Raw genomic sequence first — 23,754 nt, 5'->3', positions numbered from 1 at the left:
AAAATCCGGTGCTTTACCGCAAGCAATATAAGCCTGCTGCGCTGTTGTGGTAGCGTGCGCTGGAGAATATTTATCAATATCAGTGTATGAAATTATTAGCTGTTTTAGTGCTGTTGTGTTTATTGAGTGGTTTTTGCGCTCAGGCTGGCGAGGGTTTTTGGTTGCCACGGCAGTTGTCTGGTTACAACGTCGTGCCTGACGGCCAGTTTAATCTGGCAAACAATGCTGCGGCATTAAACACTATTAACCATTCGGTAGTGAAGCTGGGTGAATGCAGCGCGGTGTTTGTTACTGCCAATGGTCTTTTGCTTACCAGTGCCCGCTGCATAGCACCCTATCTGACAGCAGAAACCTCTGCAGGCTTTGCTACAGCGCAACAACTGGAAGAAATACGGCTGTCCGGACTAACTGTATATCAGCCGGTAGAGCTGCAGGATGTGACGGTATCGATTAACCGCCAATTAAACGAAACCAGCAACGAAATTGCACGCTCTGCGCGCCTGTTGCAGCTGGAGCAGGAGCTTCTTAGCCGCTGCCAGCAACAAGGCCGCTATTGTCGCTTACACAAGCTGCACTATGGTTTGCAGTTTTATTTGCAATATTATCAGCCATTTTCAGATGTCAGGCTGGTGTATTTACCACAGCAAAAACCGCTACAGCAGGATGATACACACTGGCCGCGCTATGATGCCGACTTTACGCTGCTAAGGGTATATCAAGCCGACGGCAAGGCAGTGTCTTTACCCTACAGTAAGATGACGTTTGAAGGCGTAACGGAACAGCAAAAGGTGCTGGTGCCTGATTTCGTGCCGCAAAGCCAGCGCTATAGTTCAGTGGAAGAGCTGCAATTTTTATTTGAACAGTTATATCCGCAAATGCAGGCACAGCTAAAACGGACTATCGACCTGTTACAGGAGTTAGGTAGCGTGCAATCAGATACCATTGCATTGCAAACAGCTTTAAGTCAGCAGTACCAGCGTCGTCAAGCCATGCTGTCTGAGTATCAGCAAGGGCGAATGATTGCCAGGCGACAACAAACTCAGCAGCGGATCCGTGACTGGATAAACGCCAGCCCGGTGCGCCAGCAACTTTATGGTGCAGCATTGCAGCGCTTTCGTCAGTTGCAACAACAGCAGCAACAGCTAAGGTTACGTGACCAGGTGCTGGAAAACCTGCACTATGCCAGGTTGCCAGCTCTTGCGGTGCAGTTGTATTCGCATGCATTGTCTGAAGACACTAAAGGGCGTCATGCACGCCGAGTAAGCCTACAGCAGCAGCTTGAGCAGCTTGAAACACAGCTTGATGTCAGAACTGATCAGGCGTTGGCATTGCATTTTCTCGAGTTGTACTCAGAATTACCTCAAGCATTACGTTTGCCAGCGTTGGACCAATACTTTGCGTTGAGTGACGGCTTTAACCGCGAAATTGTCCGGCATAAATTATCTGCGATATATCGTTTAACCGGGCTGACCCGTAACACGAGCCGTCTGGCCTGGCTTGATGCTGATAGTACTGCGTTTGCCAGCAGCGATGACCCATTGATCAATTTTGCGGTCGCAATGCAGCATACGTCGCAACAACTGGCACAGCAGCGGCAGCAGCTGGCTGCTGAGCTGGAACTTGCCAGATCAGCATTAATGGAGGTCATCATGGCCTACAACGATGCGCAGAATAAACCCACTTATGCTGAAGCAAACGGTGATTTACGGTTTAGTATTGGTAAAATTAGTGGCTACCAGCCAAGAGATGCGGTGTGGTATTTGCCCTTCAGTCGTTTGCAACATAGTGATAGTGCTGATGGTCAGGAAAGCCGCGTCTATGCCAATTTTTTGTCAAGTGTTGACAGTTGTGGCGACGTCACAGGCGCACCTACTTTTGACCTGAATGGTCAGGTGGTAGGTATTATGTACACTGGGGCTGGGCAACGTCTGCTTGCTAACTGGCACTATGACGCTGAACGCAGTAGAGCAGTACATGTCGACAATCGGTTTATCTTGTGGCATTTGCAACAAAGCGACACCGGGCGTAGTTTGTTGCAGCAACTGCTGTCAGTGAGCAACTAGGCGCTATCTTCATTTATCAGCAATAGCGCCAGCCTCTCTTATTTTACGCTGTTTTGCAGTATCATTAGCGGTAAGCGCATACAGTGCTGCAGGCAAATATTGCGGAGTTCAGGTGGAAAAGCAGTTTAAAATTAAACTTGTTATACGGCGCGCGCCAGCGCTTGCTGCATTGGGCTGGCTAAAACAGAGTTGGCATATTTTTGTGCAGGCGCCACTGGTATGGGTGCTGATGTTCGTTACGCTGGCCGCTATGGCGCTGTTAAGTCAGCTTCATCCGGTGTTAGCGATAGCCGCAATAATGTTAAACCCGTTTTTAACGGCGGGTGTTTATAAAGCTATTGTTGCGGTACAACAAAAGCAAACCATCGACTTTAGTATGCTGTTTACGCCGTTGCAGGAAAGCGCGTGCCGGGCTGTCTTTGTGCGGTTGGCCGCCTTGAATCTGTTAGCTTCTATTCCGGTAAGCATGCTGGCGTCGACATTGATGCAACAACACCAGCAAGAGCTTATTGATAGCCTTACTGTGCTGGCTTTTGTAAGTGCGTCGGTACTGGTTTGGATGATTTTTGCCTATGCCGTGGCCATTGCTTATTTTTTACAGGAGCATCGTCTGTTTGCCGTTGTGCAGGCCAGCTTCACCGCGTGCTGGCGTAATATTGTACCCTTGGTGTTGTTTGCGCTATTGAGTATGGGGTTGATTATGCTTACCATGCCGACAATGTTTCTCGGCTTGCTGGTCGTGGTGCCGGTGCTTAACATAGCTTTCTTTTTATCTTTTAACGAGTTTTTTGCCCTTCAGGTAAAAACACAGGATGAAGGTGTGCTGGAAGTATAATGCATACTGAGTTGGCTACATTGCAACAGCGTGCTTTGGCCTGGCTTAGCCGGCGTGATTACAGTGAGGCACAACTGCGACAGCGTCTGCTGCGCCAGGGCGGTGATTCAGCAGATATTGAGCAGGTGATGCTCTGGTGCAAAGCACAGGGTTATCTGGATCAGCAACGTTTTATTGATATGCTGCTACGAAGCCGGATCAATAAAGGCTATGGCCTGAACTACATAGTACAGGAATGCCGGGCACAACAAATATCACGACAACACGTGCTGCAAAGTGAGGCTGCGGTGCAAACCGACTGGTTTCATTTGGCATTGCAGGTTTATCGAAAAAAATATGCTGACAATGATATAGCGGATTATCGTGAACGACAAAAACGTATGGCATATTTACAGCGCCGTGGCTTTAGCAACGAACAAATTCAATTTGCCCTTGAGCAGACAACGTAAAACCAAAGTGAACAGGATTTTTTCATGACTATGACATCTGCCGCTATCAGGCACGCTTTTTTAGATTATTTTGCCAGCAAACAGCACCAGATAGTGGCAAGCAGCTCGCTTATCCCAGGCAACGATGCCACCTTATTGTTTACCAATGCCGGTATGGTGCAATTTAAAGATGTTTTTCTGGGGCAGGATCCGCGCAGTTACAACCGGGCAGTGTCTGCTCAGCGCTGTGTGCGTGCCGGTGGTAAGCATAATGACCTTGAAAACGTCGGCTACACCGCCCGCCATCACACTTTTTTTGAAATGCTGGGTAACTTTAGCTTCGGCGATTACTTTAAACAAGATGCCATTGCTTACGCATGGGAGTTTTTAACTGAAGTGGTTAAGCTGCCCAAAGAAAAGTTATGGGTAACTGTCTACGAAACCGATGATGAAGCCTACAACATCTGGTTAAACGATGTCGGCGTACCGGCAGAGCGGATTATCCGTATCGGCGATAACAAAGGCGCTGCTTATGCGTCGGATAACTTCTGGGCCATGGGTGATACTGGCCCTTGCGGTCCTTGTACCGAGATTTTTTATGATCACGGCGAGCATATCTGGGGCGGGCCACCGGGTTCAGCTGAAGAAGATGGCGATCGTTACATTGAGATTTGGAACATCGTGTTTATGCAGTTTAACCGCCACAGTGATGGCCGGATGGAGCCACTGCCTAAACCCAGCGTAGACACCGGCATGGGGTTAGAGCGCATAGCCGCTATTTTGCAACACGTGCACAGTAACTACGAAATTGATACCTTTGTTGCGTTGATCAAAGCGGCAGCAGAGGTTACCGGTGCCACAGATTTAGCCGACAAATCGCTGCGCGTGGTTGCCGACCACATCCGCAGTTGTGCTTTTTTAATTGTTGACGGCGTACAGCCATCTAATGAAGGCCGTGGCTATGTGCTGCGCCGTATTGTGCGCCGTGCGGTGCGCCATGGTAATAAGTTGGGTGCCAAGGGTGCGTTTTTCTACAAGCTGGTTGTCGCCTTAGTGGCTCAGATGGGCGAGGCCTATCCCGATTTGGCAGCAAAGCAAGCTGTGGTAGAAAAAGTGCTTAAACTGGAAGAAGAGCAGTTTGGTAAAACGCTGGAGCGCGGCCTGGTGATCCTGGAAGACGCGCTGGCCGGCTTAACCGGCACTGAGCTGTCGGGCGAGCTGGTTTTTAAATTGTACGACACCTATGGTTTTCCGGTTGATTTAACCAACGATGTCGCGCGCGAGCGCAATCTGACTATCGATCAGGCTGGTTTTGAAGCTGCAATGGCAGAGCAACGTAAACGTGCACAGCAAGCATCTAATTTTGGTGCTGATTACAATGCCACCCTGACATCAACCCAGCAAACTCACTTTACCGGCTATGAGCATGAATTTGGCAATGCACAGGTAGTAGAAATACTGCATAACGGCCAGGCAGTAAATAGCCTGAACGATGGTGACCAGGCCTTGGTTATTCTGGATAACACACCGTTTTATGCCGAGTCGGGTGGTCAGATGGGCGATAGCGGCACGTTGACGCTGAGCAACGGTGCGGTGTTCAAGGTAGAAGATACCATTAAGGTAGCCAAAGCCTTTGCGCATAAAGGCCGCATTAGCGGTGCGTTAACGGTGGGCGACAAAGTGGACGTACAAATAGACAGTGCGCGCCGCAGTGCAATAAAGCAAAACCATTCTGCCACCCATTTATTACATGCAGCACTGCGCCAGGTATTGGGCGAGCACGTTACGCAAAAAGGCTCATTAGTTGGCCCTGACAGATTGCGCTTTGATTTTAGTCACTTTGAAGCGGTAAAAGCAGAAGAGCTGCGCACTATTGAAACCATGGTTAATGAGCAGGTACAGCTGAATTTAGAGCTGCAAACCCGTCTGATGCCTATTGAACAGGCAAAAGCAGCCGGTGCTATGGCGCTATTTGGCGAAAAGTATGATGACGAAGTTCGCGTACTGAGCATGGGTGAGTTCTCTGTTGAACTGTGCGGTGGCACTCATGTGACGCGCACAGGCGATATTGGCTTGATCAAAATTGTTTCAGAGGCAGGTATTGCTTCAGGAGTGCGCAGGATAGAGGCTGTTAGCGGTGCTGGTGCTGTCGCTTTTGTACAGCAGTTAGAGCAACAGGCGCAAGCCGTTGCTGGTGCGCTTAAAGGTGATGTGTTCAGCATTGCAGAGCGGGTGCAACAAGCATTGGAGCGCAGCCGCCAACTGGAAAAAGACATTGAACAGCTAAAAGCTAAAATGGCTAGTCAGGCAGGCGCATCCTTATTGCAGCAAGCCGAGCAGGTTGCCGGTGCTAAGGTATTAGTAACACAACTGCCCGCAACTGACCCCAAGGCGCTGCGTACCATGTTGGATGAGCTGAAAAATCAGTTAAGCCCGGCCGTGATCCTGCTAGCTACTGTAAATGACGATAAGATAAGCCTGATTGCCGGTGTCAGTAGCGATTTAACCAGCAAGGTGCACGCAGGGCACCTGGTAGGTTGGGCAGCAGAGAAGCTGGGTGGGAAAGGTGGTGGCCGGCCGGATATGGCTCAGGCCGGTGGTAATGATATTGCTGCACTTACTCAGGTAGTTAGCGAAGCGAAAAGCTATATCAGTGAAAAATTGAGCTAAACTGCTTTCTATGTTGTCAGAAGAGGGCGCATGCGCCCTTTTTTGTTGTCTGGTAAAACAGGTACGCTGGCGTTTTAAACGGCTGTTTGCCTTATTGCCGCGGTGAAGTATCGAATATTTGCTGGCAACGACATACAGATTGTTACAATACAACGTTAAGACAGCAAAACTGCTGTGATAAAATGTCATTTATTTAAGTGCCTTACTTTTAATCGGCAAGTCTGCTGGGTTATGATACGGCGTTTTAGTGTATACCGGTGTAAGTCGCGCTGGGAAAAAGGAACAAGGAGCAAACGAATGCTAATACTTACTCGTCGTGTTGGTGAGACACTGATGATCGGTGATGAAGTTACTGTAACGGTGCTAGGCGTAAAGGGTAATCAGGTGCGTATTGGTGTAAACGCACCAAAAGATGTGTCTGTTCACCGTGAAGAAATTTATATGCGTATACAGGCAGAAAAAGGCACTACTGGCCCAACCTATGGTGAAGACGACTAATTTGCTTGTTATTGCTGTGGTTAGTCGACGATATATGCCATTTTTGTACGTTTTATGACTAAATCACACTGAGTTGCTTAAAAGGTCAGCAAACAGTTGGCCAAGTTCCAAAAATTGTTTGACTTATTTTCCTGAGACATTAATATACACGCCGCAACACAGAGCGGAGAAATGGCCGAGTGGCTGAAGGCGCACCCCTGCTAAGGGTGTATAGGGGAAACTCTATCGAGGGTTCGAATCCCTCTTTCTCCGCCATTTTAAATCAGAGCGGACGCATAGCTCAGCTGGATAGAGTACTCGGCTACGAACCGAGCGGTCGGAGGTTCGAATCCTCCTGCGTCCACCACCTGATTTGGGCTGCACTTAGCACGGTGCATTAAATAAAGTGTGCTACAATTTGCAACACAACGGACGCATAGCTCAGCTGGATAGAGTACTCGGCTACGAACCGAGCGGTCGGAGGTTCGAATCCTCCTGCGTCCACCATGTTCGAAGAACCCGCTACGGCTAACGCCATAGCGGGTTTTTTCATTCTGATTTGACGTAAACTGACGCAGGCGGGTGAGAAGCTCCGCAGGTTCGACCAATTTGCCGGGAGCAAATTGGCACAGCGTTAGCTGGCCCGAAGGGCAGGCGGCAGGATAGCCGCCTGCAATCCTCCTGCGTCCACCATATACGAAGAACCCGCTACGGCTAACGCCATAGCGGGTTTTTTCATTCTGATTTGACGTAAACTGACGCAGGCGGGTGAGAAGCTCCGTAGGTTCGACCAATTTGCTGGGACCAAATAAAAAGGGCGCTGTATAGCGCCCCTGACTTAGCTTTGGAGGGTTTAGAAGCCCAAACTAACGGTAAAGCTTGCAGTGCGGCCTGCGCCTAATAAATACGCACCTTCCTGACCGCCGGTAATATAGGTTTGGTCTGTAACATTATTTATAGTCAGCGCCAAATCAACAGAGCGGAACATATCACTGTTAGACATCTCATGGCGATAGCCGAAATAGGCATTCCAGATAGTAGAAGAAGGAATGCTGTCACGGTTCCAAACATTAGTGCCATTGACCTCGGTGCGTTTCGCCGCACCATAGTAATTAGCTGTATATTTACCACTAATACCGGCACGGTAGCTGCCGTCGTTATAGTTTAGTGCTGCAACCAGCATTTGTTCTGGTATAGCCGCCACTTTGTCGCCGGCTCGATAGCCATTGATGGTTTCGCTGTACTCAGCGTTGTTTAGTGTGAGTGATGATGTCAGGCTAAAATTAGGTGAAAAACGCCATTCCAGGCTGGTTTCCAGACCATCAGATTTCACACCGCCAACGTTTACAAAGGTACCATCTAACTCAGTAAGGTAGTCGGGCAAATCATCAATCTCAGAATAGGCCAACAGCGTAATACGGTTATTGAACTTAACTTTGTAATAGGTAGCAGACAGATTAACACTGTCACCAAAGTAACGTACACCGAGATCAAAGTTGTCTGCTGTTTCTGCCTCTAACTCAGCAAATTCCTGACCCGCTGTGTTCAAAATGGTGTCTGGGATAGCCTTAAAGTTCTCTGCATAACCGGCAAACAACTCTAGCTTTTCGTTCAGACGGTACACCAGACCAAGGCTTGGCAGTAAGTCTGAATCACTATCGAGTTTGCCATTGTTTGTTGGGTTGAAGTTGTCTGTACGTTCGATATCAATCAAATATTGTTGTACACCTAACACCAGCTGCAGATCACCAAAGGTTAAGGTGTCCTGTAGGTAAAACTTGATAACATCGTGTTTGTAATCATCATCAAACTGTACCCAGTATGGCGTTTCATCGAAGTAGTGATATACCTTAGGATCCAATACTTTGTGCCAGTCACGGATCTGGCTGCGATCTTGTTGCTCCAGCCAGATACCTGCACGGATTAACTGATTGTCTAACGTCCAGTTAAGGTTGGCTGTTACACCAAAGCGTTGTTTGTCATAGTGGGTATGGCGATAAGATGCTACGCGGGTGGCACCTGAGATGTCAGCATTGCTGTCCAGGATTGGCTGGCCGTTGGCGTCGACATAATTATAAGTAGTGCGAGTTGTGCCATTACCTTTGCTGATCAGATTGCCTGCCGCGTCAGTGGCATAAACCTGATATGGCGGTAACCAGTCGCCACGGCCATTTTGCAGATGCAGATAAGGCGTAACATCCATCTCAATACTGTCACTCAGGTCAAACTCTGCTTTGACATATAGCAGGGTGTTTTCCCGTAACGTTGACCAGGCTTCGGCAAAATTCTGATCGATATCCGGGTTCCCGGTCCAGGCGTTTGTTAAGCCATCCCAGCGTGGGTTTTGTTTAAACTGCTCAAGTGAGCGGTAGTCATAGTTGTCTTCATGCGCATCATCGTAAGACAAACGTGCGGTAATACGGGCGCTATCCAGTTCTGTAATGCTTTTTGCTTCAAAGTGAATGCGGTCGCTATAGCCATTGCTGCCACTGCCAATCCAGCGGCTGTTATAGCTGTCAGACAAGCTGAAATAGGCTGTAGTGTTGCCTAACACTTCACCGGTATCGTAACGGGCGAAATAACGCCGGGCGTTATGGCTGCCGTTAGATATACCTACTTTGGCGCCGCGTTGCATATCCGGGTTGGCGGAAACAAAGTTTAGCGTACCACCTAAAGCGTCTAAAGAAGCGGAGGCGATATCAGATGCGCCCTGACCCACTTCAACATAACGGGTATTTTCACTGTCCATATAACGGTTGGCTTTGCTGCCACCGGCATAGGCTGAACCGCCGTTTGGCACGCCGTCTATAGTTATGCCCAGCTGCTGGTCGGCACGGTCAATCACAAAGCCGCGCATACTGATAGTGGTGGTGTAGTCATCACTGCCAAAGGCATCGCCCTGACCAACATTGACACCTGGCAGGTTATTAACTAAATCCAGCACGTTAGCGATAGGCGCATTCAGATGCTGCATGTTGTTGTCTGTCGTGTTGTTGGCATAACTTACTCTCTTACCGACAACTGACAGCACTTCCACTTCTTGCTCTGCTATTTGCTGCATTTCTTCAGCATGCAGCATGCTGCTGGCAAAGGCGGTAATCGCTAGGGTAATGGCATTTATTTTTAGCTTAGGCACTTTAATTCTCCTGACAATATACGTGTCGTAGATATCGTTGTTGTTATGTTGTCGTTGTTATGGTCGGAGCAGTCCCGACGGCGGCTTATTTTGCGCAACAAATGTTTAATTAATGTGTAATTTAGATTTAAGTTTTATGCGTTTTTGATGTTGGTTTTATGACATTCATGGTGTTGTCATAATTAGCTGTCACGCTGAGGCTTGGGTTTTCAGGCAGGATAATGAAGATGATGGTATGCAACATGATGCGAAGGGCTGTTGTTGTATTAACGGTATTACTGGCGGCGCCGGTTTTGGCCGATAGTGCTGTTCAGCTTGGGCCAAGGCCATTGTATTTGGTGCAGGCATTACCTGAGGGGGCATTAAAGCAGCAACTACAAAGTTGTGCTAACGGCCCCTTTTACCGCAGCGATTTTTCTATTGCGCATCGCGGAGCACCGTTGATGTTTCCTGAGCACAGCATGCAGTCTTACCAGGCTGCTATTGGCATGGGTGCGGGTATTGCCGAGTGCGATGTAACCTTCACGGCTGACAAACAACTGGTGTGCCGCCATGCGCAGTGCGATTTGCACCAGACTACTGACATTTTGTTACGTCCGGAGTTGGCGGCCAAATGTCGCCAACCGTTTCGTTCTGCCACCGCAGAAGCTGAAGCCAGTGCACAATGCTGCACCAGTGATATTAGTCTGGCAGAGTTCAATAGCCTGTGTGCCCGTATGGATGGCGTAAATAGCGCGGCTCAGACAGCAGAGCAATATGTGCAAGGCACGCCAGACTGGCGCACTAACTTATATAACCAGTGCGCGACGCCGATGACACATCGTCAGTCGATACAGCTGTTTGCCGGGGCTGGGCTAAAGATGACGCCAGAGTTAAAGCAGCCCGAGGTGGCCATGCCATATCAGGGCAATTATACCCAGCAACACTATGCGCAGCAGCTGGTAGACGACTATAAAGCCGCTGGCGTGGCGCCGTCTCAAGTCTATCTGCAGTCTTTCAATTGGCAGGACATAATATATTGGCTGAAACACGAGAGCGAGTATGGGCGGCAGGCCGTGTGGCTTGATGGCCGCTATGAACAAGCGGAGTTTGACGCGATGCAGCCAGACAGTTGGCAGCCGTCGATGGCAGAGCTTAAAGCGGCCGGGCTGAATATTATTGCTCCACCCTTGTGGGTTTTGGTGACCGAACAAGATGGCGCCATAGTGCCGTCAGCCTATGCCATGGCTGCGCGCCGTGCCGGGCTTAATATTATTGCCTGGAGTCTGGAGCGCTCAGCGCCGCTGGCAAACGGCACAGATTGGTACTATCAGTCATTGCCCACACTGGCAAAAGATGACGCAGCAGTGTTGCAATTACTTGACGTGTTGGCGCGTGATATTGGTGTTATCGGCGTATTTTCTGATTGGCCGGCAACTACCACCTTTTATGCCAATTGTATGCTGCGTCCGGATAGACATCTTTCTCCCTGACATAGGGCAAGTGAAGAAAGCGGTTAAGGCTGCTTCGCTAAGTGGCTGTGATTATGCTATAAATTGGCACTGCAAACACCGTGTTTCCAATCAGCCTGTGTTCATTGAACCTTACTAAGGTTAATGGTCTCGGCGAATACAGGTAAGCCTGAATCGTGACAACCCTGCAGACCACATCCGCTATAGTACCGGCATCACATGCCCGGGTTTTACCAACAGAATTGGTGCTATGCCGGCATTGTGATCTGGTGCAGCACTTACCTGAGTTAGCGCCTGGTGAGGAAGCCGGCTGCTTGCGGTGTGGTAATTATCTCGACGCCCGCCATCCCGACGCGGTAGTGCGCCCGGTGCTGTTTGCCGGTTCGGCGTTGTTTATGTTGCTGTTGGCCAATCTGTTTCCGTTTGTCAGTATGTATGCTGCTGGTAATAGTAACCAGATGAGTTTTTTTGACACCTCTTCGGTACTATTTGCCCAACATCAGCAATGGCTGGCGCTGTTGGTTTGGCTGTTTATTCAGGCTGTGCCTGCCGCTTGTATGCTGGCGATTATCTACCTGAAACTGGGCATGTTGTACAAATTGCCCGCCCGGGTGTGGGTAGCGCGGGTGCTGTATATGTTAAAGCCCTGGAGCATGGTAGATATTTTCCTGATGGGGCTGATCATCAGTTTTGTCAAACTGGTGGCCGATGCTGATATTTCGCTGGGTCCGAGTTTTTGGGCGTTTTGTTTATTTTGTCTGTTACATTTGCGTGCGTTTCAGGTGATCGACCGACGTGAACTGTGGTCGCGTATTGCACCGTGTCCGGTGCCTCAGGTGGCAGCGCATGCCGGCAAAACCGGGTTGGCGCAAAACTTAAAACTGTGCAAAGTCTGTACGGCTTTGGTGCCGGTTACGCAAACTCATTGCAGCCGTTGTCATACAAAAGTGTATTTGCGCCAGAAAGGCAGCGTACAAAATACGCTGGCATTGCTGCTGGCTGCTACTGTGTTGTATATCCCGGCCAACCTGATGCCAATTATGCGCACGGTATCTTTTGGCGAGGTAATAGATTCAACCATTGTCAGTGGCCTTATTTTGATGTGGCAAGATGGCGCTTATCCGGTCGCACTTATTATCTTGCTGGCCAGTGTCATCGTGCCGGTAGTGAAAATTTTTATTATGTTTTGGCTGTGTTATTTGACCCGCTTGCCATTGTCGCAGCGGCGGCAATCGTCTACCCAAATTTTCCGTTTGGTAGACTGGGTTGGGCGCTGGTCGATGGTCGATGTCTTGGTTGTAGCCATAATGGCTGCGCTGGTGAGGTTTGATTTACTAATGAGCGTCTACCCCGGCGTAGGTGCGCTGGTGTTTGCCATAGTGGTAATTTTAACAATGTTGGCCGCATTGAGTTTCGACCCGCGGTTACTGTGGGACCCATTATCTGAGAAGGAAAACCAAGTTGGCTGAACAAGCAAGTGCAAAGGTGCGTCCGATCCGGCAATGGTCACCGATCTGGGTGGTACCATTGGCGGCAGTATTGATTGGTATGTGGATGCTGTACAACCATTATCAGCAACAGGGCGCCTTACTTACCTTACTGGCCAGTGATGCTGAAGGCATAGTGGCCGGTAAAACCGCCATCAAAAACCGCAGTGTCGATGTAGGTCAGGTGGTATCTGTCGAGTTGAGTGACAACTTGCAGCATGTGATCATTAAAGTACGAATGAAGCCCAGCGCTGCGCCGCTGTTAAACACTGACTCACAGTTTTGGATTGTAAAACCGCAAATTGGCCGTGGCGGTATTACCGGGCTTAATACTCTGCTGTCGGGCGTGTATATTGAGTTGCAACCGGGTGATGATAAACAACAGCAGCTAGAATTTCGTCTGCTGGATACGCCGCCGGTGGCGCCTGCCGATGCACCGGGGATCCGCGTGATGTTAAGCACCAACGATAGTGCGGGTTTGGCTATCGGTGACCCGGTACTATATCGCGGCTATGATGTTGGCAGTGTCGAGCATAGTGAATTTGACTTGTCGCAACGCCGTACCCATTATCAATTGTATATTCGCGAGCCTTTTGATGTGATGGTGACTGAAAACGTGCGCTTTTGGCGCAGCAGTGGTTTTGCCGTTAATCTGTCTGCTGAGGGCCTGAAAGTGGATGTTGGCTCTGCTGCGACCTTGCTGACAGGTGGCGTCAGTTTTGATCTGATGCAAGGTTGGCCTGCTGGCAAGCCCGTGGCAGACGGAACTGAATTTCAGTTATTTCCTGATCAGCAAAGCATTCAGGACGGCATGTACAGCGAGTTTGTTGAGTATCTGCTGTTTTTTGATGAGTCTGTACGTGGTCTGAAAGCCGGAGCGCCGGTGGAATATCGTGGTGTACGGGTAGGTACTGTCGCCAGCGTCCCGTTTTTCTTTGCCATAGATAAACCGTTTGAAGTGTCATTGCAGCAAGGTATTCCGGTGCTAATCCGGATTGAAACCGGCCGTTTGTATGAAAACCTTAGCCTGAACCAACTGCAGCAAGAGCTGGAAACGGCTGTTGCCAAAGGCATGCACGCGTCATTAAAGACCGGCAACCTGCTAACCGGTGCGCTGTACATCGATTTAGACCTGCTGCAGGAGTATAGTGCCGATATAGAGCGCGCAGTATTACAAGCTCAGCAACGGGCATTGAGTCAGAGTGCCGGCTATCCCATGTTACCCACCTCACGTAGCGGCCTGAGCAATATCGAACAAAAAGTGCTGTTGGCGCTGGATAAAATTAACAATTTACCAGTGGAGCAGTTACTGCAACAAGGCGAACAAACGATGCTTAGCGCGCAGCAAACCATGGTGCAGCTCAGTGGTATGGTAACGCAGTTTAATGCATTGCTCGGAAGCGAACAGGTACAAACATTACCTGCAGAGTTGCAACAAAGCTTACAGCAGTTGCAGCAGATGTTAGCAGGGTTAAGCCCGGGGGCGCCGGTGTATGAGCGGATGAACGATAATCTGCAGGCATTAGATCAAGTTATGCGAGAGTTGCAACCGGTGCTGCAAACCCTGAACCAGCAAAGTAATGCACTGATATTTGATGCTGAAGTGCCAGCAGATCCGCAACCGAAGAGGGCGAAGCAATGAGATGTGTCATGTTGGCGGCGGTATGTTGGTTGGCGGCATGCTCGAGCCCGGCAGGGCTAAATTATTACCAACTACCCGCGGTGAACAACAGCCGCCAGCCCGCAGCTGAATCGTTGGTGCTATATGTCGCCCCGGTTCAAGTTGCCAGCTATCTGAATGGCCGGGGGCTGGTATTACAATTGTCGGATGTTGAACTGAATATTGCGCGGCAACATTTGTGGGCAGAACCGCTGGCTGCGCAGGTTCAGCGTCAGTTACGTGATCTTCTTAGTAATACCACAGCCTACGAAGCAGAGCTGAGTGCTCAGCCTGACGCAGTCGTATTAACGGTGCAGCTTGAGCGCTTTTATGGCACGGTGCAAGGCAATGCCGTGCTAAGCGGACGCTATCAGTTGAGCAATAAAAAGCACAGCCAGCCTTTTAATATTGCGGTAGCACTGAGTGCTGATGGCTATCCGGCTCTGGTAACGGCTTTAGCGGCCGGTATAGAGCTATTAAGTCAACAGATAGCAACTGAGCTGTTAAATCCAGATAATACAAAACGTACAGATGGCTAGACATTTTAATGTCTTTACGTGTAATGTGTCGCTGTACGCAAATTGTTCATACTAATATCAGTTATCACTGAGTTTTATTTAGAGCAACTGCTTTAACTACGCATAATGCAGAGTCAGCATGCTAAATCCATACATTCAGGTGTGGCATAAACTATGCTGACGGTAAACCGGTGGTTGTCCGGTCTGTTGTTAAAGGAGCTTTAACTATGGTCGCAGAGCTGTTATTCGAAGCACTGAATCTGATGGTGATCGGTATGATTGCCGTATTTGCCTTTTTGCTGTTGCTAGTGCTGGTAGTGCAGTTTATCAGTGTGCTAATGCTGCGGTATTTCCCACAAAAACCGACAGATAAACCAGCTCTGACTGAGACCTCCGTTTCAGGTCCGGGGCCGGCAGTTATTGCCGCTATTAGCGCGGCAGTACATCAATACCGTCAACAACAATAAGAGGACTCAGGCATGAGCAAGCCACTATTACTTACTGAACTTGTGCTGCGTGATGCACATCAGTCGCTGCTGGCCACCCGGCTGCGATTGGAAGACATGCTACCTATAGCAGCCAAGCTTGACAAGGTTGGCTATTGGTCTGTGGAGTCATGGGGGGGCGCCACTTTTGATGCCTGTATCCGCTATTTAGGTGAAGACCCCTGGCATCGCATTCGTGAGCTGAAAAAAGCGATGCCAAACACCAAACAGCAAATGCTGCTACGTGGTCAGAATTTACTGGGCTACCGCCATTATGCCGACGATGTGGTAGAAGCCTTTGTCGAGCGGGCTCACAAAAACGGTGTAGATGTATTCCGTATTTTTGATGCAATGAATGATATTCGCAATTTGCAAACAGCAGTGCAGGCGGCAATAAGAGTGGGCGCACATGCCCAGGGCACTATTTCTTATACCGTAAGTCCGGTGCATACCATAGATATGTGGGTAGATATGGCGCGTCAGCTCGAGGATATGGGCTGTCATTCTATCTGCATTAAAGACATGGCCGGTCTGCTTAAGCCTTATGTTTGCGAAGAGTTGGTAACCCGTATTAAAGAAGCGACCAAAATTCCGTTAGCATTGCATTGTCATGCCACAACAGGCTTGAGCGTGGCCTCTTACCAAAAAGCGATAGACGCCGGCATTGATATGCTTGACAGCGCTATTTCGTCAATGAGTATGACCTATGGCCACAGTGCCACCGAAACGATGGTAGCTATTGCAGAAGGCACAGAACGTGACACCGGGCTTAATCTGGAGTTACTGGCCGATATTGCAGCTTATTTTCGTGACGTACGAAAAAAATACGCTCAGTTTGAAGGTTCACTAAAGGGCGTTGATGCCCGCATTTTGTTAGCCCAGGTGCCAGGTGGCATGCTTACCAATATGGAAAGCCAGTTAAAAGAGCAAGGCGCACTGGATAAACTGGACGCGGTACTAAAAGAAATCCCGCATGTGCGCGAAGATTTGGGTTTTTTACCATTGGTAACACCGACATCGCAAATTGTTGGTACGCAGGCGGTATTAAACGTACTGACCGGCGAGCGCTACAAAAGTATCACCAAAGAAACGGCAGGCGTACTAAAAGGCGAATATGGCGCGACGCCGGCACCAATGAATGTAGAGTTGCAAACCAGGGTGTTGGCCGGTGCTCAGGCTATTACCTGCCGCCCGGCAGATTTGTTGGAGCCGGAGCTCGACAAGTTGCAGGCCGAGCTTAACAGCCTTGCTGGTAGCGAAGCTATTCGCTTAGCAGAGGCCGAGCTTGACGATGTATTAACCTATGCGCTGTTTCCGCAGGTTGGCTTAAAATTCCTGAAAAACCGCGATAATCCGGCCGCATTTGAACCTGCGCCACTGAGTATCCGCAGCGATGATAAAAAGGCTGCTCCTGCCAAAGCTACACCAGCACCAAGCGGTCCTGCAAGCTACAGCGTGCGGGTTGATGGCAAGGTATATGACGTGGAAGTGGCGCCAACCGGCGAGCTTAGCTCGGTTAAACCGGTCGTGTCAGAAAATATCCCCGGTAGCGCCTCGGTTACCGGTAGCGGTACGTTAAATGCGCCGCTGGCGGGTAATATCTGGAAAATAGTCACTAAAGTTGGCGCAGATGTGAAGCGGGGGGATGTGGTGATTATTATGGAAGCGATGAAAATGGAGACAGAAATACGGGCAGTGTCAGATGGTACCGTAGTCAATATTCACGTGGCAGCCGGTGACGCGGTAAGCACCGGCGATGTGTTAATTAGCTTTGACTAGCCCGTGCGCTGAGGAATTTTCATGGACGCAGTAACAACGTTAATAGCCTCTACCGGACTGATGAATTTCAGCGTTGGCCAGGTAGTGATGATGTTGGTTGGTTTTTCACTCTTGTACCTGGCAATAGCGCGCGGCTTTGAGCCGTTGTTGCTGTTGCCCATCGGCTTTGGGGCTATTTTAACCAATATTCCGCTAGCCGGCATGGGCGAGCCAGGTGGCCTGCTATATATGATTTATGAAGTAGGTATTAGCACGGGTATCTTTCCATTGCTGATTTTTATGGGGGTGGGCGCCATGACTGATTTTGGCGCCCTCATTGCTAACCCGCGCATGCTGTTTTTAGGGGCGGCTGCGCAGTTTGGTATTTTTGCTACTTTACTCGGTGCCATTGCACTAAACGCGGTGCCCGGGCTTAGTTTTACCCTCAAAGAAGCATCGGCTATTGCCATTATTGGTGGCGCTGATGGGCCAACGGCGATTTTTCTCGCCTCTAAGCTGGCGCCGGACTTACTTGGTGCCATTGCGGTAGCGGCCTATTCTTATATGGCGTTGGTGCCTATTATTCAGCCGCCGATTATGCGCGCACTAACCACTAAAGCTGAACGTAATATCCAAATGGTACAATTGCGGGTGGTTAGCAAAAAGGAGAAAATTATTTTTCCGCTGGCCGTGCTGTCGCTGACAATTTTATTGTTACCGAGCGCGGCGCCGCTTATAGGCATGTTTTGTCTGGGCAATTTGATGCGTGAGTCGGGTGTGGTTGAACGCTTAAGCAAAACTGCCCAGAACGAACTAATCAATATTGTTACCATTATGCTTGGCTTAGCGGTAGGTTCGCGCTTAAGCGCAGACAAATTCCTGACTATGCAAACGCTGGGTATTCTGGTGTTAGGGGCTGTGGCTTTTGCGATAGGCACTGCATCAGGCATTATTATGGCGAAAATTATGTCGAAGTTCTCTAAGCAGCCGATTAACCCGTTAATTGGTGCGGCTGGTGTCTCTGCAGTACCGATGGCAGCGCGGGTGGTTAACAAAGTGGGGCTGGAAGCCAATCCGCATAATTTTCTGTTAATGCATGCGATGGGGCCAAATGTGGCTGGGGTGATAGGCTCGGCAGTGGCTGCCGGGATTTTACTGGCGCTGGTTGGCTGATAGGTTATTAAGCAAAAAAACCGCTGAGCTCAGCGGTTTTTTTATGTTTAAGTATTAGGGGGCTGCAGTTGCTGCCGCCGATGCTTTTGCTAGCAGCACCCGTTCTTTAGTTTGTAGTTGCGCCAGAGTTTGGGCAGCTTGCGCAACAAAAGCTTGCTGCTCTGCTCCGGTTAACGGGTTTGCCTGAGGAAGTTTTACCGTTCTTGGATTGCGGTGTACGCCATCTACCACAAATTCATAGTGCAAATGCGGCCCGGTAACACGGCCCGTGCCACCAAGGCGACCAATAACATCGCTCTGCCGTACTTTATCACCTTTGGCAACCATGCGTTTAGACAGGTGCAAATATTTAGTGACAATGTTGTTGGCGTGCTGAATAAACACATAATGGCCGTTTAAGTTGTTATAGGCAGAAGCTATAACGCGGCCATCGCCCGCTGCCATTATCGGCGTACCGACAGGTGCAGCATAGTCAACGCCATTATGTGGCCGCACTGTTTTTAATACCGGGTGTAACCGCCGCGGGTTAAAGTTTGAACTAACATACTGAAAACTGACCGGAGCACGTAAAAAAGCCTGGCGCATACTGGCACCATCAGGCTTGTAATAGTTGCCATCTTTGTGGCGTACGGCCTGATACAGGTAGCCTTGATTTTGAAACTGCGCAGCAACAATATTACCATTGCTAATAAATTCGCCGTCAACATATTGGGTTTCGTAAAGCACGCTGAAGCTGTCACCGGCACGAATATCTAAACCAAAATCGATATCCCAGCCAAAAATGCCTGCCAGGCTCATAATTTGTGCTTCGCTTAAACCTGCGGCGATACCGGCACTCCAAAAGTTGCTACGGATTTCAGCGCTGGCAAACTGGCTGCGCAATTCAACTTCTTTTTTCAGCTCTTGCGCAACAAATTTACCCGTTTCATCACGGTTGATACGTAAGGTTGTTAAATGATTAAGCGCATAGCGCAGTTCTTGCAACTGGCCGTCGGCAGTTAAGCCAAACTCCAGTTGTTCTCCCGGAAATAATCGGGTCAGTGTCTTGGCTTGCTTGCCCAGCGCTAAAATATCCAACATGGTTTGCTGGCTGACACCCGCTTGACTAAACAGCGCAGATAACGCATCGCCTTTTTTAACCTGCAATACCTGCCAGTTTAACGATAGATCTTCTTCGGGTAACTCGGCCAATTGAGCTACAGCTTGCTCTGCTTCAGTAAAAACATCTGCTTGCTGCGGAATATCCAGGCTGTAGCGTTTGCCTATTTCCAGGCTGTCACTTTTGCTACTTTTAGATGCGGCAGCTTGCTCTGAGGGGAGTAGCAAAATAACAGCTAACAAAACTGAGGTGGCGGCAATCAGCACCTTATGTTGTTTGGGAATTCTTCTGACGAATTGATGCATAATACAGCTCTTGGCTCAACAAACGCACAAAATCCGAGCATATACCGTTTTTTTACCCGATACCAGACTTTTGTGCGTTTCCCCCAGCCTGAACATGCTATAGAATGCGGAAACTTTGCACGATCAGGTATCACATCAGGAGACAAAAATGGCAGATTGGGAGCAGGCATTAGCTGAATTAAAACGCGGCTGTGAAGAAATTCTGCTAGAAGAAGAGCTTATTACCAAACTAAAGCAAGGCAAGCCATTAAAAATAAAGGCCGGCTTTGATCCAACTGCACCTGATTTGCATTTAGGCCATACCGTTCTGATTAATAAGTTGCGCACTTTTCAACAGTTAGGCCATGAGGTTATTTTTCTCATTGGTGATTTTACCGGTTTAATTGGTGACCCAACGGGGAAAAACGTAACCCGAAAACCGCTGACTCGTGAAGAATTGCTGGCCAATGCTGAGACCTACAAAGAGCAGGTATTTAAAATTCTTGACCCGGCTAAAACCCGGGTTGCGTTTAACTCTGAGTGGATGAATGAGTTAGGTGCTGCCGGTATGATTAAACTGGCAGCCCGTCAGACGGTAGCGCGGATGCTGGAGCGTGACGACTTTAAAAAGCGTTATGCCAACAATCAGTCGATTGCTATTCATGAATTCTTGTATCCGCTGGTGCAAGGCTGGGACTCCGTCGCGCTGGAAGCGGATGTTGAAATGGGCGGCACCGATCAGCGCTTTAATCTGTTAATGGGCCGCGAGTTACAAAAAGACGAAGGCCAGCGCCCGCAAACGGTCATGATGGTGCCATTGCTCGAAGGCCTGGACGGTGTGCAGAAGATGTCAAAGTCGCTGGGCAACTATGTCGGCATTACTGACGCACCAAACGATATGTTCGGCAAGATAATGTCGATTTCTGACGAGCTGATGTGGCGTTACTACGATTTGCTCAGCTTTAAACCGATTGAAGAAATCAATGGTTTAAAACAGCAAGTGGCAGCCGGTGCTAACCCTCGCGATATAAAAATTTTGCTGGCAAAAGAAATTATTGCAAGGTTCCATGATGAAGCTGCAGCAGAAGCCGCACATCAGGATTTTACCCAGCGCTTTAGCAAAAATGCGTTACCGGACGATATTTCTGTTGTGACGATTACCGCTGACGCAGATACAATGCCGATTGCAAATCTGTTGAAGGAAGCCGGCCTGGTAGACAGTACCTCAGAGGCTATCCGTATGATTAAACAAGGTGCGGTAAAGCTGAATGGTGAAACAAAAGTTGAAGACACCCGGTTGGAAGTTGCCAAAGGCAGCAGCGACATTTATCAGGTAGGTAAACGTAAGTTTGCAAAAATTACACTAGTTTAATTGGTGTTAGCGCAGTAAGTGGCAACTTGCTGCGTACCTTCTTTGTCACCCCGCTCACCGCTTACGCCTCGTATCACTGCGCTTATGAACTACACTCTAGCCACGCGCAGCATTCTTTACGAGGTATATTATGACCACGCCCAATCCTTATGACGACAATCTGACAGTCGATAAGCAGCAGTACGGTATTTTTAGCCTTAACAAGGCGCAAGCGCAATTCGGTGATATCAGTCGCTTACCGTTATCATTAAAAGTGTTGCTGGAAAATCTGCTACGCAATCTGGATGGTGACACCGTAACTGAAGCCGATATTCAGGCATTAGTCGACTGGCAAAAAACCGGCTGCTCTGAGCGCGAAATTGCCTTTCGGCCAGCGCGGGTGCTGATGCAGGATTTTACCGGCGTGCCAGCGGTGGTTGATTTAGCCGCTATGCGTGCAGCAGTAGCTGCACTGGGTGAAGATCCGGATAAAGTAAACCCGCTGTCACCGGTAGATCTGGTGATAGATCACTCGGTAATGGTTGATCATTACGCCACAGAACAGGCTTTTACTGAAAACGTAGAGATTGAAATGCAGCGCAACCATGAGCGCTATGCATTTTTACGTTGGGGCGCCAAAGCCTTTGCTAATTTTCGCGTAGTACCACCGGGTACTGGCATTTGCCATCAGGTAAATCTGGAATATTTAGGTCAAAGCGTATGGGCTAAGCAAACAGACGATGGCTGGTTTGCTTATCCGGATACGCTGGTTGGCACTGACTCGCACACTACCATGATCAATGCCCTGGGTATTTTGGGCTGGGGTGTTGGAGGTATTGAGGCCGAGGCTGCTATGCTGGGCCAACCGGTTTCGATGATTATTCCTGAGGTCATCGGCTTTGAGTTTACCGGCGCACTCCAAGCCGGTATCACTGCCACTGATTTGGTATTGACCGTGACGCAAATACTGCGAAAACATGGCGTAGTGGGTAAATTTGTCGAGTTCTTCGGTGATGGCCTGGATCAACTGGCGTTGGCTGACCGTGCCACCATTGCCAATATGGCGCCGGAGTATGGCGCAACCTGTGGCTTTTTTCCGGTGGATCAGGTAACACTGGATTATCTTAAGCTAACTGGCCGCGATGACGCGCTGGTCACCAGAGTAAAAGCTTATTGCCAGGCTCAGGGGCTATGGCGAAAAGATGGCGAAACGCCAATTTTTACCGACACATTGCACTTAGATCTGAATACAGTGGTGCCTTCATTGGCGGGGCCGAAACGGCCACAAGACAGAGTAAGCCTGGCTGAACTAAAACAGCACTGTGATAATGCTAAAGCGCTGGACTTGAAAACGCAGGTACGCGAAGCCGAGTTGCTCAACGAAGGTGGTGGTCAGACAGAAGCCCCCATCACTGATAACGGCTTTACGCTGAATGGGACACGGATAAAACTGTCTAACCATGCTGTTGTAATTGCCGCTATTACCTCTTGTACCAATACCTCTAACCCCAGTGTGTTAATGGCTGCCGGCTTACTGGCAAAAAATGCTGTGGCTAAAGGCCTGAAGCGACAGCCCTGGGTAAAAACCTCGCTGGCGCCGGGCTCTAAAGTCGTTACCCGCTACCTGAAACAGGCCGGGTTGATGCAGTCATTGGAACAGCTGGGTTTTCATCTGGTAGGTTATGGTTGTACCACCTGCATTGGTAACTCCGGCCCGTTAGCCAAACCGGTAGAAAACGCGATAAACAAAGCTGATTTGAATGTATCGGCCGTGCTATCGGGCAATCGAAATTTCGAAGGCCGTATTCACCCGCTGGTAAAATCCAACTGGCTGGCATCGCCACCATTGGTGGTGGCTTATGCGTTGGCTGGCACAGTAGATATCGATTTAACCAAAGAGCCTATAGGGCAGGATCAGCAAGGCAACGATGTGTACCTGAAAGATATCTGGCCAGATAACAAAACGGTGGCGGCAGAGGTTGCTAAGGTACAAAGCAGTATGTTTAACCGCGAATATGCAGAGGTATTTGTTGGTGATGCCAGCTGGCAGGCTATCGAGGTGCCGCGGGCAAAAACCTATGCCTGGCCCGAATCTACTTATATTCGCCAGCCAGATTTTTTTCGCGGTCTTGCCCGTAAGCCTAAGCCGGTGCGCGATATGATTAATGCCCGGGTGCTGGCTATTTTGGGCGATTCAGTCACTACTGATCATATCTCACCGGCAGGTGCTATTAAGCCAAGCAGCCCTGCTGGTCAGTATCTGATGGACCATGGTATCGACAAGGCCGATTTTAATTCATATGGCTCAAGGCGCGGCAACCATGAAGTCATGGTGCGTGGTACTTTTGCCAATGTGCGTATTCGCAATGAAATGCTGCCCGGCAGCGAAGGCGGTGTTACACAACACTATCCGTCTGGTGAGACAATGTCGATTTTTGATGCTGCTATGCGCTATCAACAGCAAGAGCTGCCATTAATCGTGGTAGCAGGTAAAGAGTATGGCACCGGCTCATCGCGTGATTGGGCGGCTAAGGGCACCTTAATGCTGGGGGTACGTGCGGTGTTAGCCGAGTCTTTTGAACGTATTCACCGCTCCAATTTAATTGGTATGGGCGTGCTACCATTGCAATTTGTGCCGGGTACAGACAGGAAAACGCTGCAGCTCAGCGGCGAAGAGAGCTTTACGCTGCGCGGTTTAAATAATATTCAGCCACGGCAAAAGCTGCAGCTGATTATCACTTATGCTGATGGCGGTAAGCAGGAGGTAGATGTGCATTGCCGCATAGATACCGGCAATGAGCTGGCGTATTACCAGCACGGCGGTATTTTGCATTATGTGCTGCGCCGGATGATAGGCGAAGCCTAACCTGCAGCAACGC

At 49.3% G+C, this 23,754-nt stretch carries 16 protein-coding genes and 3 tRNA genes; 17 read left to right on the top strand and 2 right to left on the bottom strand.

The window, feature by feature from the left end; all coding sequences use genetic code 11:
- Window positions 1-86: 86 nt before the first annotated feature.
- From ACYVIC_RS03895 to ACYVIC_RS03860, 8 genes are all read left to right on the top strand, one after another.
- Window positions 87-2,063, top strand: coding sequence for a S46 family peptidase (locus tag ACYVIC_RS03895; RefSeq protein ID WP_460857443.1), 1,977 nt, complete (start codon window positions 87-89; stop codon window positions 2,061-2,063).
- A gap of 112 nt (window positions 2,064-2,175) precedes the next feature.
- Window positions 2,176-2,898: a hypothetical protein gene (locus ACYVIC_RS03890; protein WP_460857441.1), complete on the top strand. Its 723-nt coding sequence runs from the start codon at window positions 2,176-2,178 to the stop codon at window positions 2,896-2,898.
- Window positions 2,898-3,347, top strand: a complete 450-nt coding sequence (locus ACYVIC_RS03885; RefSeq protein WP_460857439.1) for a regulatory protein RecX — start codon at window positions 2,898-2,900, stop codon at window positions 3,345-3,347. The genes ACYVIC_RS03890 and ACYVIC_RS03885 overlap by 1 nt, the downstream gene beginning before the upstream one ends.
- A 30-nt stretch (window positions 3,348-3,377) precedes the next feature.
- Complete coding sequence (alaS, locus tag ACYVIC_RS03880; protein WP_460857572.1) at window positions 3,378-5,996, top strand: alanine--tRNA ligase; 2,619 nt, start codon at window positions 3,378-3,380, stop codon at window positions 5,994-5,996.
- Between the two features lie 297 nt (window positions 5,997-6,293).
- Window positions 6,294-6,494 (top strand): carbon storage regulator CsrA, encoded by a 201-nt coding sequence (gene csrA, locus ACYVIC_RS03875; RefSeq protein ID WP_460857437.1) that lies wholly within the window; start codon window positions 6,294-6,296, stop codon window positions 6,492-6,494.
- 165 nt (window positions 6,495-6,659) lie between these two features.
- Window positions 6,660-6,749: transfer RNA gene (locus tag ACYVIC_RS03870), tRNA-Ser, on the top strand.
- A 14-nt stretch (window positions 6,750-6,763) separates the two neighbouring features.
- Window positions 6,764-6,840 (top strand) — tRNA-Arg (locus tag ACYVIC_RS03865).
- Window positions 6,841-6,903: 63 nt separating this feature from the next.
- Window positions 6,904-6,980, top strand: a tRNA-Arg gene (locus tag ACYVIC_RS03860).
- 346 nt (window positions 6,981-7,326) lie between these two features.
- Here the strand turns inward: ACYVIC_RS03860 and ACYVIC_RS03855 are convergent.
- Window positions 7,327-9,609 carry a TonB-dependent receptor domain-containing protein gene (locus ACYVIC_RS03855; protein ID WP_460857435.1) on the bottom strand — a complete coding sequence of 761 codons (2,283 nt, stop codon included), beginning with the start codon at window positions 9,607-9,609 and terminating at the stop codon, window positions 7,327-7,329.
- Window positions 9,610-9,836: 227 nt separating this feature from the next.
- Between ACYVIC_RS03855 and ACYVIC_RS03850 the strand changes: the two genes are divergently transcribed.
- The 7 genes from ACYVIC_RS03850 to ACYVIC_RS03820 all read left to right on the top strand — a co-directional run bounded on the left by ACYVIC_RS03850 (window position 9,837) and on the right by ACYVIC_RS03820 (window position 18,141).
- Window positions 9,837-11,081 (top strand): glycerophosphodiester phosphodiesterase family protein, encoded by a 1,245-nt coding sequence (locus tag ACYVIC_RS03850; protein WP_460857433.1) that lies wholly within the window; start codon window positions 9,837-9,839, stop codon window positions 11,079-11,081.
- A gap of 155 nt (window positions 11,082-11,236) precedes the next feature.
- Complete coding sequence (locus ACYVIC_RS03845) at window positions 11,237-12,529, top strand: PqiA/YebS family transporter subunit (protein ID WP_460857432.1); 1,293 nt, start codon at window positions 11,237-11,239, stop codon at window positions 12,527-12,529.
- Window positions 12,522-14,189 (top strand): intermembrane transport protein PqiB, encoded by a 1,668-nt coding sequence (gene pqiB, locus ACYVIC_RS03840; RefSeq protein WP_460857430.1) that lies wholly within the window; start codon window positions 12,522-12,524, stop codon window positions 14,187-14,189. The genes ACYVIC_RS03845 and pqiB overlap by 8 nt, the downstream gene beginning before the upstream one ends.
- Window positions 14,186-14,746 (top strand): PqiC family protein, encoded by a 561-nt coding sequence (locus ACYVIC_RS03835; protein WP_460857429.1) that lies wholly within the window; start codon window positions 14,186-14,188, stop codon window positions 14,744-14,746. The genes pqiB and ACYVIC_RS03835 overlap by 4 nt, the downstream gene beginning before the upstream one ends.
- 206 nt (window positions 14,747-14,952) lie before the next feature.
- The gene (locus ACYVIC_RS03830) at window positions 14,953-15,192 is read left to right on the top strand and encodes an OadG family transporter subunit (protein ID WP_460857426.1); all 240 of its coding nucleotides are present in this window, start codon (window positions 14,953-14,955) and stop codon (window positions 15,190-15,192) included.
- A gap of 12 nt (window positions 15,193-15,204) precedes the next feature.
- Window positions 15,205-16,989 carry a sodium-extruding oxaloacetate decarboxylase subunit alpha gene (gene oadA / locus ACYVIC_RS03825; protein WP_460857425.1) on the top strand — a complete coding sequence of 595 codons (1,785 nt, stop codon included), beginning with the start codon at window positions 15,205-15,207 and terminating at the stop codon, window positions 16,987-16,989.
- Between the two features lie 21 nt (window positions 16,990-17,010).
- Window positions 17,011-18,141: a sodium ion-translocating decarboxylase subunit beta gene (locus ACYVIC_RS03820; protein WP_460857423.1), complete on the top strand. Its 1,131-nt coding sequence runs from the start codon at window positions 17,011-17,013 to the stop codon at window positions 18,139-18,141.
- A gap of 54 nt (window positions 18,142-18,195) precedes the next feature.
- Here ACYVIC_RS03820 and ACYVIC_RS03815 read toward each other — a convergent pair whose 3' ends face one another.
- Entirely contained in the window at window positions 18,196-19,545 is a 1,350-nt protein-coding gene (locus ACYVIC_RS03815) for a peptidoglycan DD-metalloendopeptidase family protein (protein WP_460857421.1), read from the bottom strand.
- A 148-nt stretch (window positions 19,546-19,693) separates the two neighbouring features.
- On the opposite strand from ACYVIC_RS03815, the gene tyrS reads away from it, so the two are divergent.
- Window positions 19,694-20,896 (top strand): tyrosine--tRNA ligase, encoded by a 1,203-nt coding sequence (tyrS, locus tag ACYVIC_RS03810; protein ID WP_460857420.1) that lies wholly within the window; start codon window positions 19,694-19,696, stop codon window positions 20,894-20,896.
- A 130-nt stretch (window positions 20,897-21,026) separates the two neighbouring features.
- Window positions 21,027-23,741 carry an aconitate hydratase AcnA gene (gene acnA / locus ACYVIC_RS03805; protein ID WP_460857418.1) on the top strand — a complete coding sequence of 905 codons (2,715 nt, stop codon included), beginning with the start codon at window positions 21,027-21,029 and terminating at the stop codon, window positions 23,739-23,741.
- Window positions 23,742-23,754: the final 13 nt, after the last annotated feature.

This window comes from Rheinheimera gaetbuli, assembly GCF_054781935.1.
Note: the sequence above shows the minus strand (reverse complement) of the source record. Positions and strands in the feature narration are given on the sequence as shown.

Excerpts from the sequence above, each read along its gene's own strand:
- ACYVIC_RS03895 (WP_460857443.1), top strand. The coding sequence starts at position 87 with ATGAAATTATTAGCTGTTTTAGTGCTGTTGTGTTTATTGAGTGGTTTT.
- ACYVIC_RS03885 (WP_460857439.1), top strand. The coding sequence starts at position 2,898 with ATGCATACTGAGTTGGCTACATTGCAACAGCGTGCTTTGGCCTGGCTT.
- alaS (WP_460857572.1), top strand. The coding sequence starts at position 3,378 with ATGACATCTGCCGCTATCAGGCACGCTTTTTTAGATTATTTTGCCAGC.
- csrA (WP_460857437.1), top strand. The coding sequence starts at position 6,294 with ATGCTAATACTTACTCGTCGTGTTGGTGAGACACTGATGATCGGTGAT.
- ACYVIC_RS03850 (WP_460857433.1), top strand. The coding sequence starts at position 9,837 with ATGATGGTATGCAACATGATGCGAAGGGCTGTTGTTGTATTAACGGTA.
- ACYVIC_RS03835 (WP_460857429.1), top strand. The coding sequence starts at position 14,186 with ATGAGATGTGTCATGTTGGCGGCGGTATGTTGGTTGGCGGCATGCTCG.
- ACYVIC_RS03830 (WP_460857426.1), top strand. The coding sequence starts at position 14,953 with ATGGTCGCAGAGCTGTTATTCGAAGCACTGAATCTGATGGTGATCGGT.
- oadA (WP_460857425.1), top strand. The coding sequence starts at position 15,205 with ATGAGCAAGCCACTATTACTTACTGAACTTGTGCTGCGTGATGCACAT.
- ACYVIC_RS03820 (WP_460857423.1), top strand. The coding sequence starts at position 17,011 with ATGGACGCAGTAACAACGTTAATAGCCTCTACCGGACTGATGAATTTC.
- ACYVIC_RS03815 (WP_460857421.1), bottom strand. The coding sequence starts at position 19,545 with ATGCATCAATTCGTCAGAAGAATTCCCAAACAACATAAGGTGCTGATT.
- tyrS (WP_460857420.1), top strand. The coding sequence starts at position 19,694 with ATGGCAGATTGGGAGCAGGCATTAGCTGAATTAAAACGCGGCTGTGAA.
- acnA (WP_460857418.1), top strand. The coding sequence starts at position 21,027 with ATGACCACGCCCAATCCTTATGACGACAATCTGACAGTCGATAAGCAG.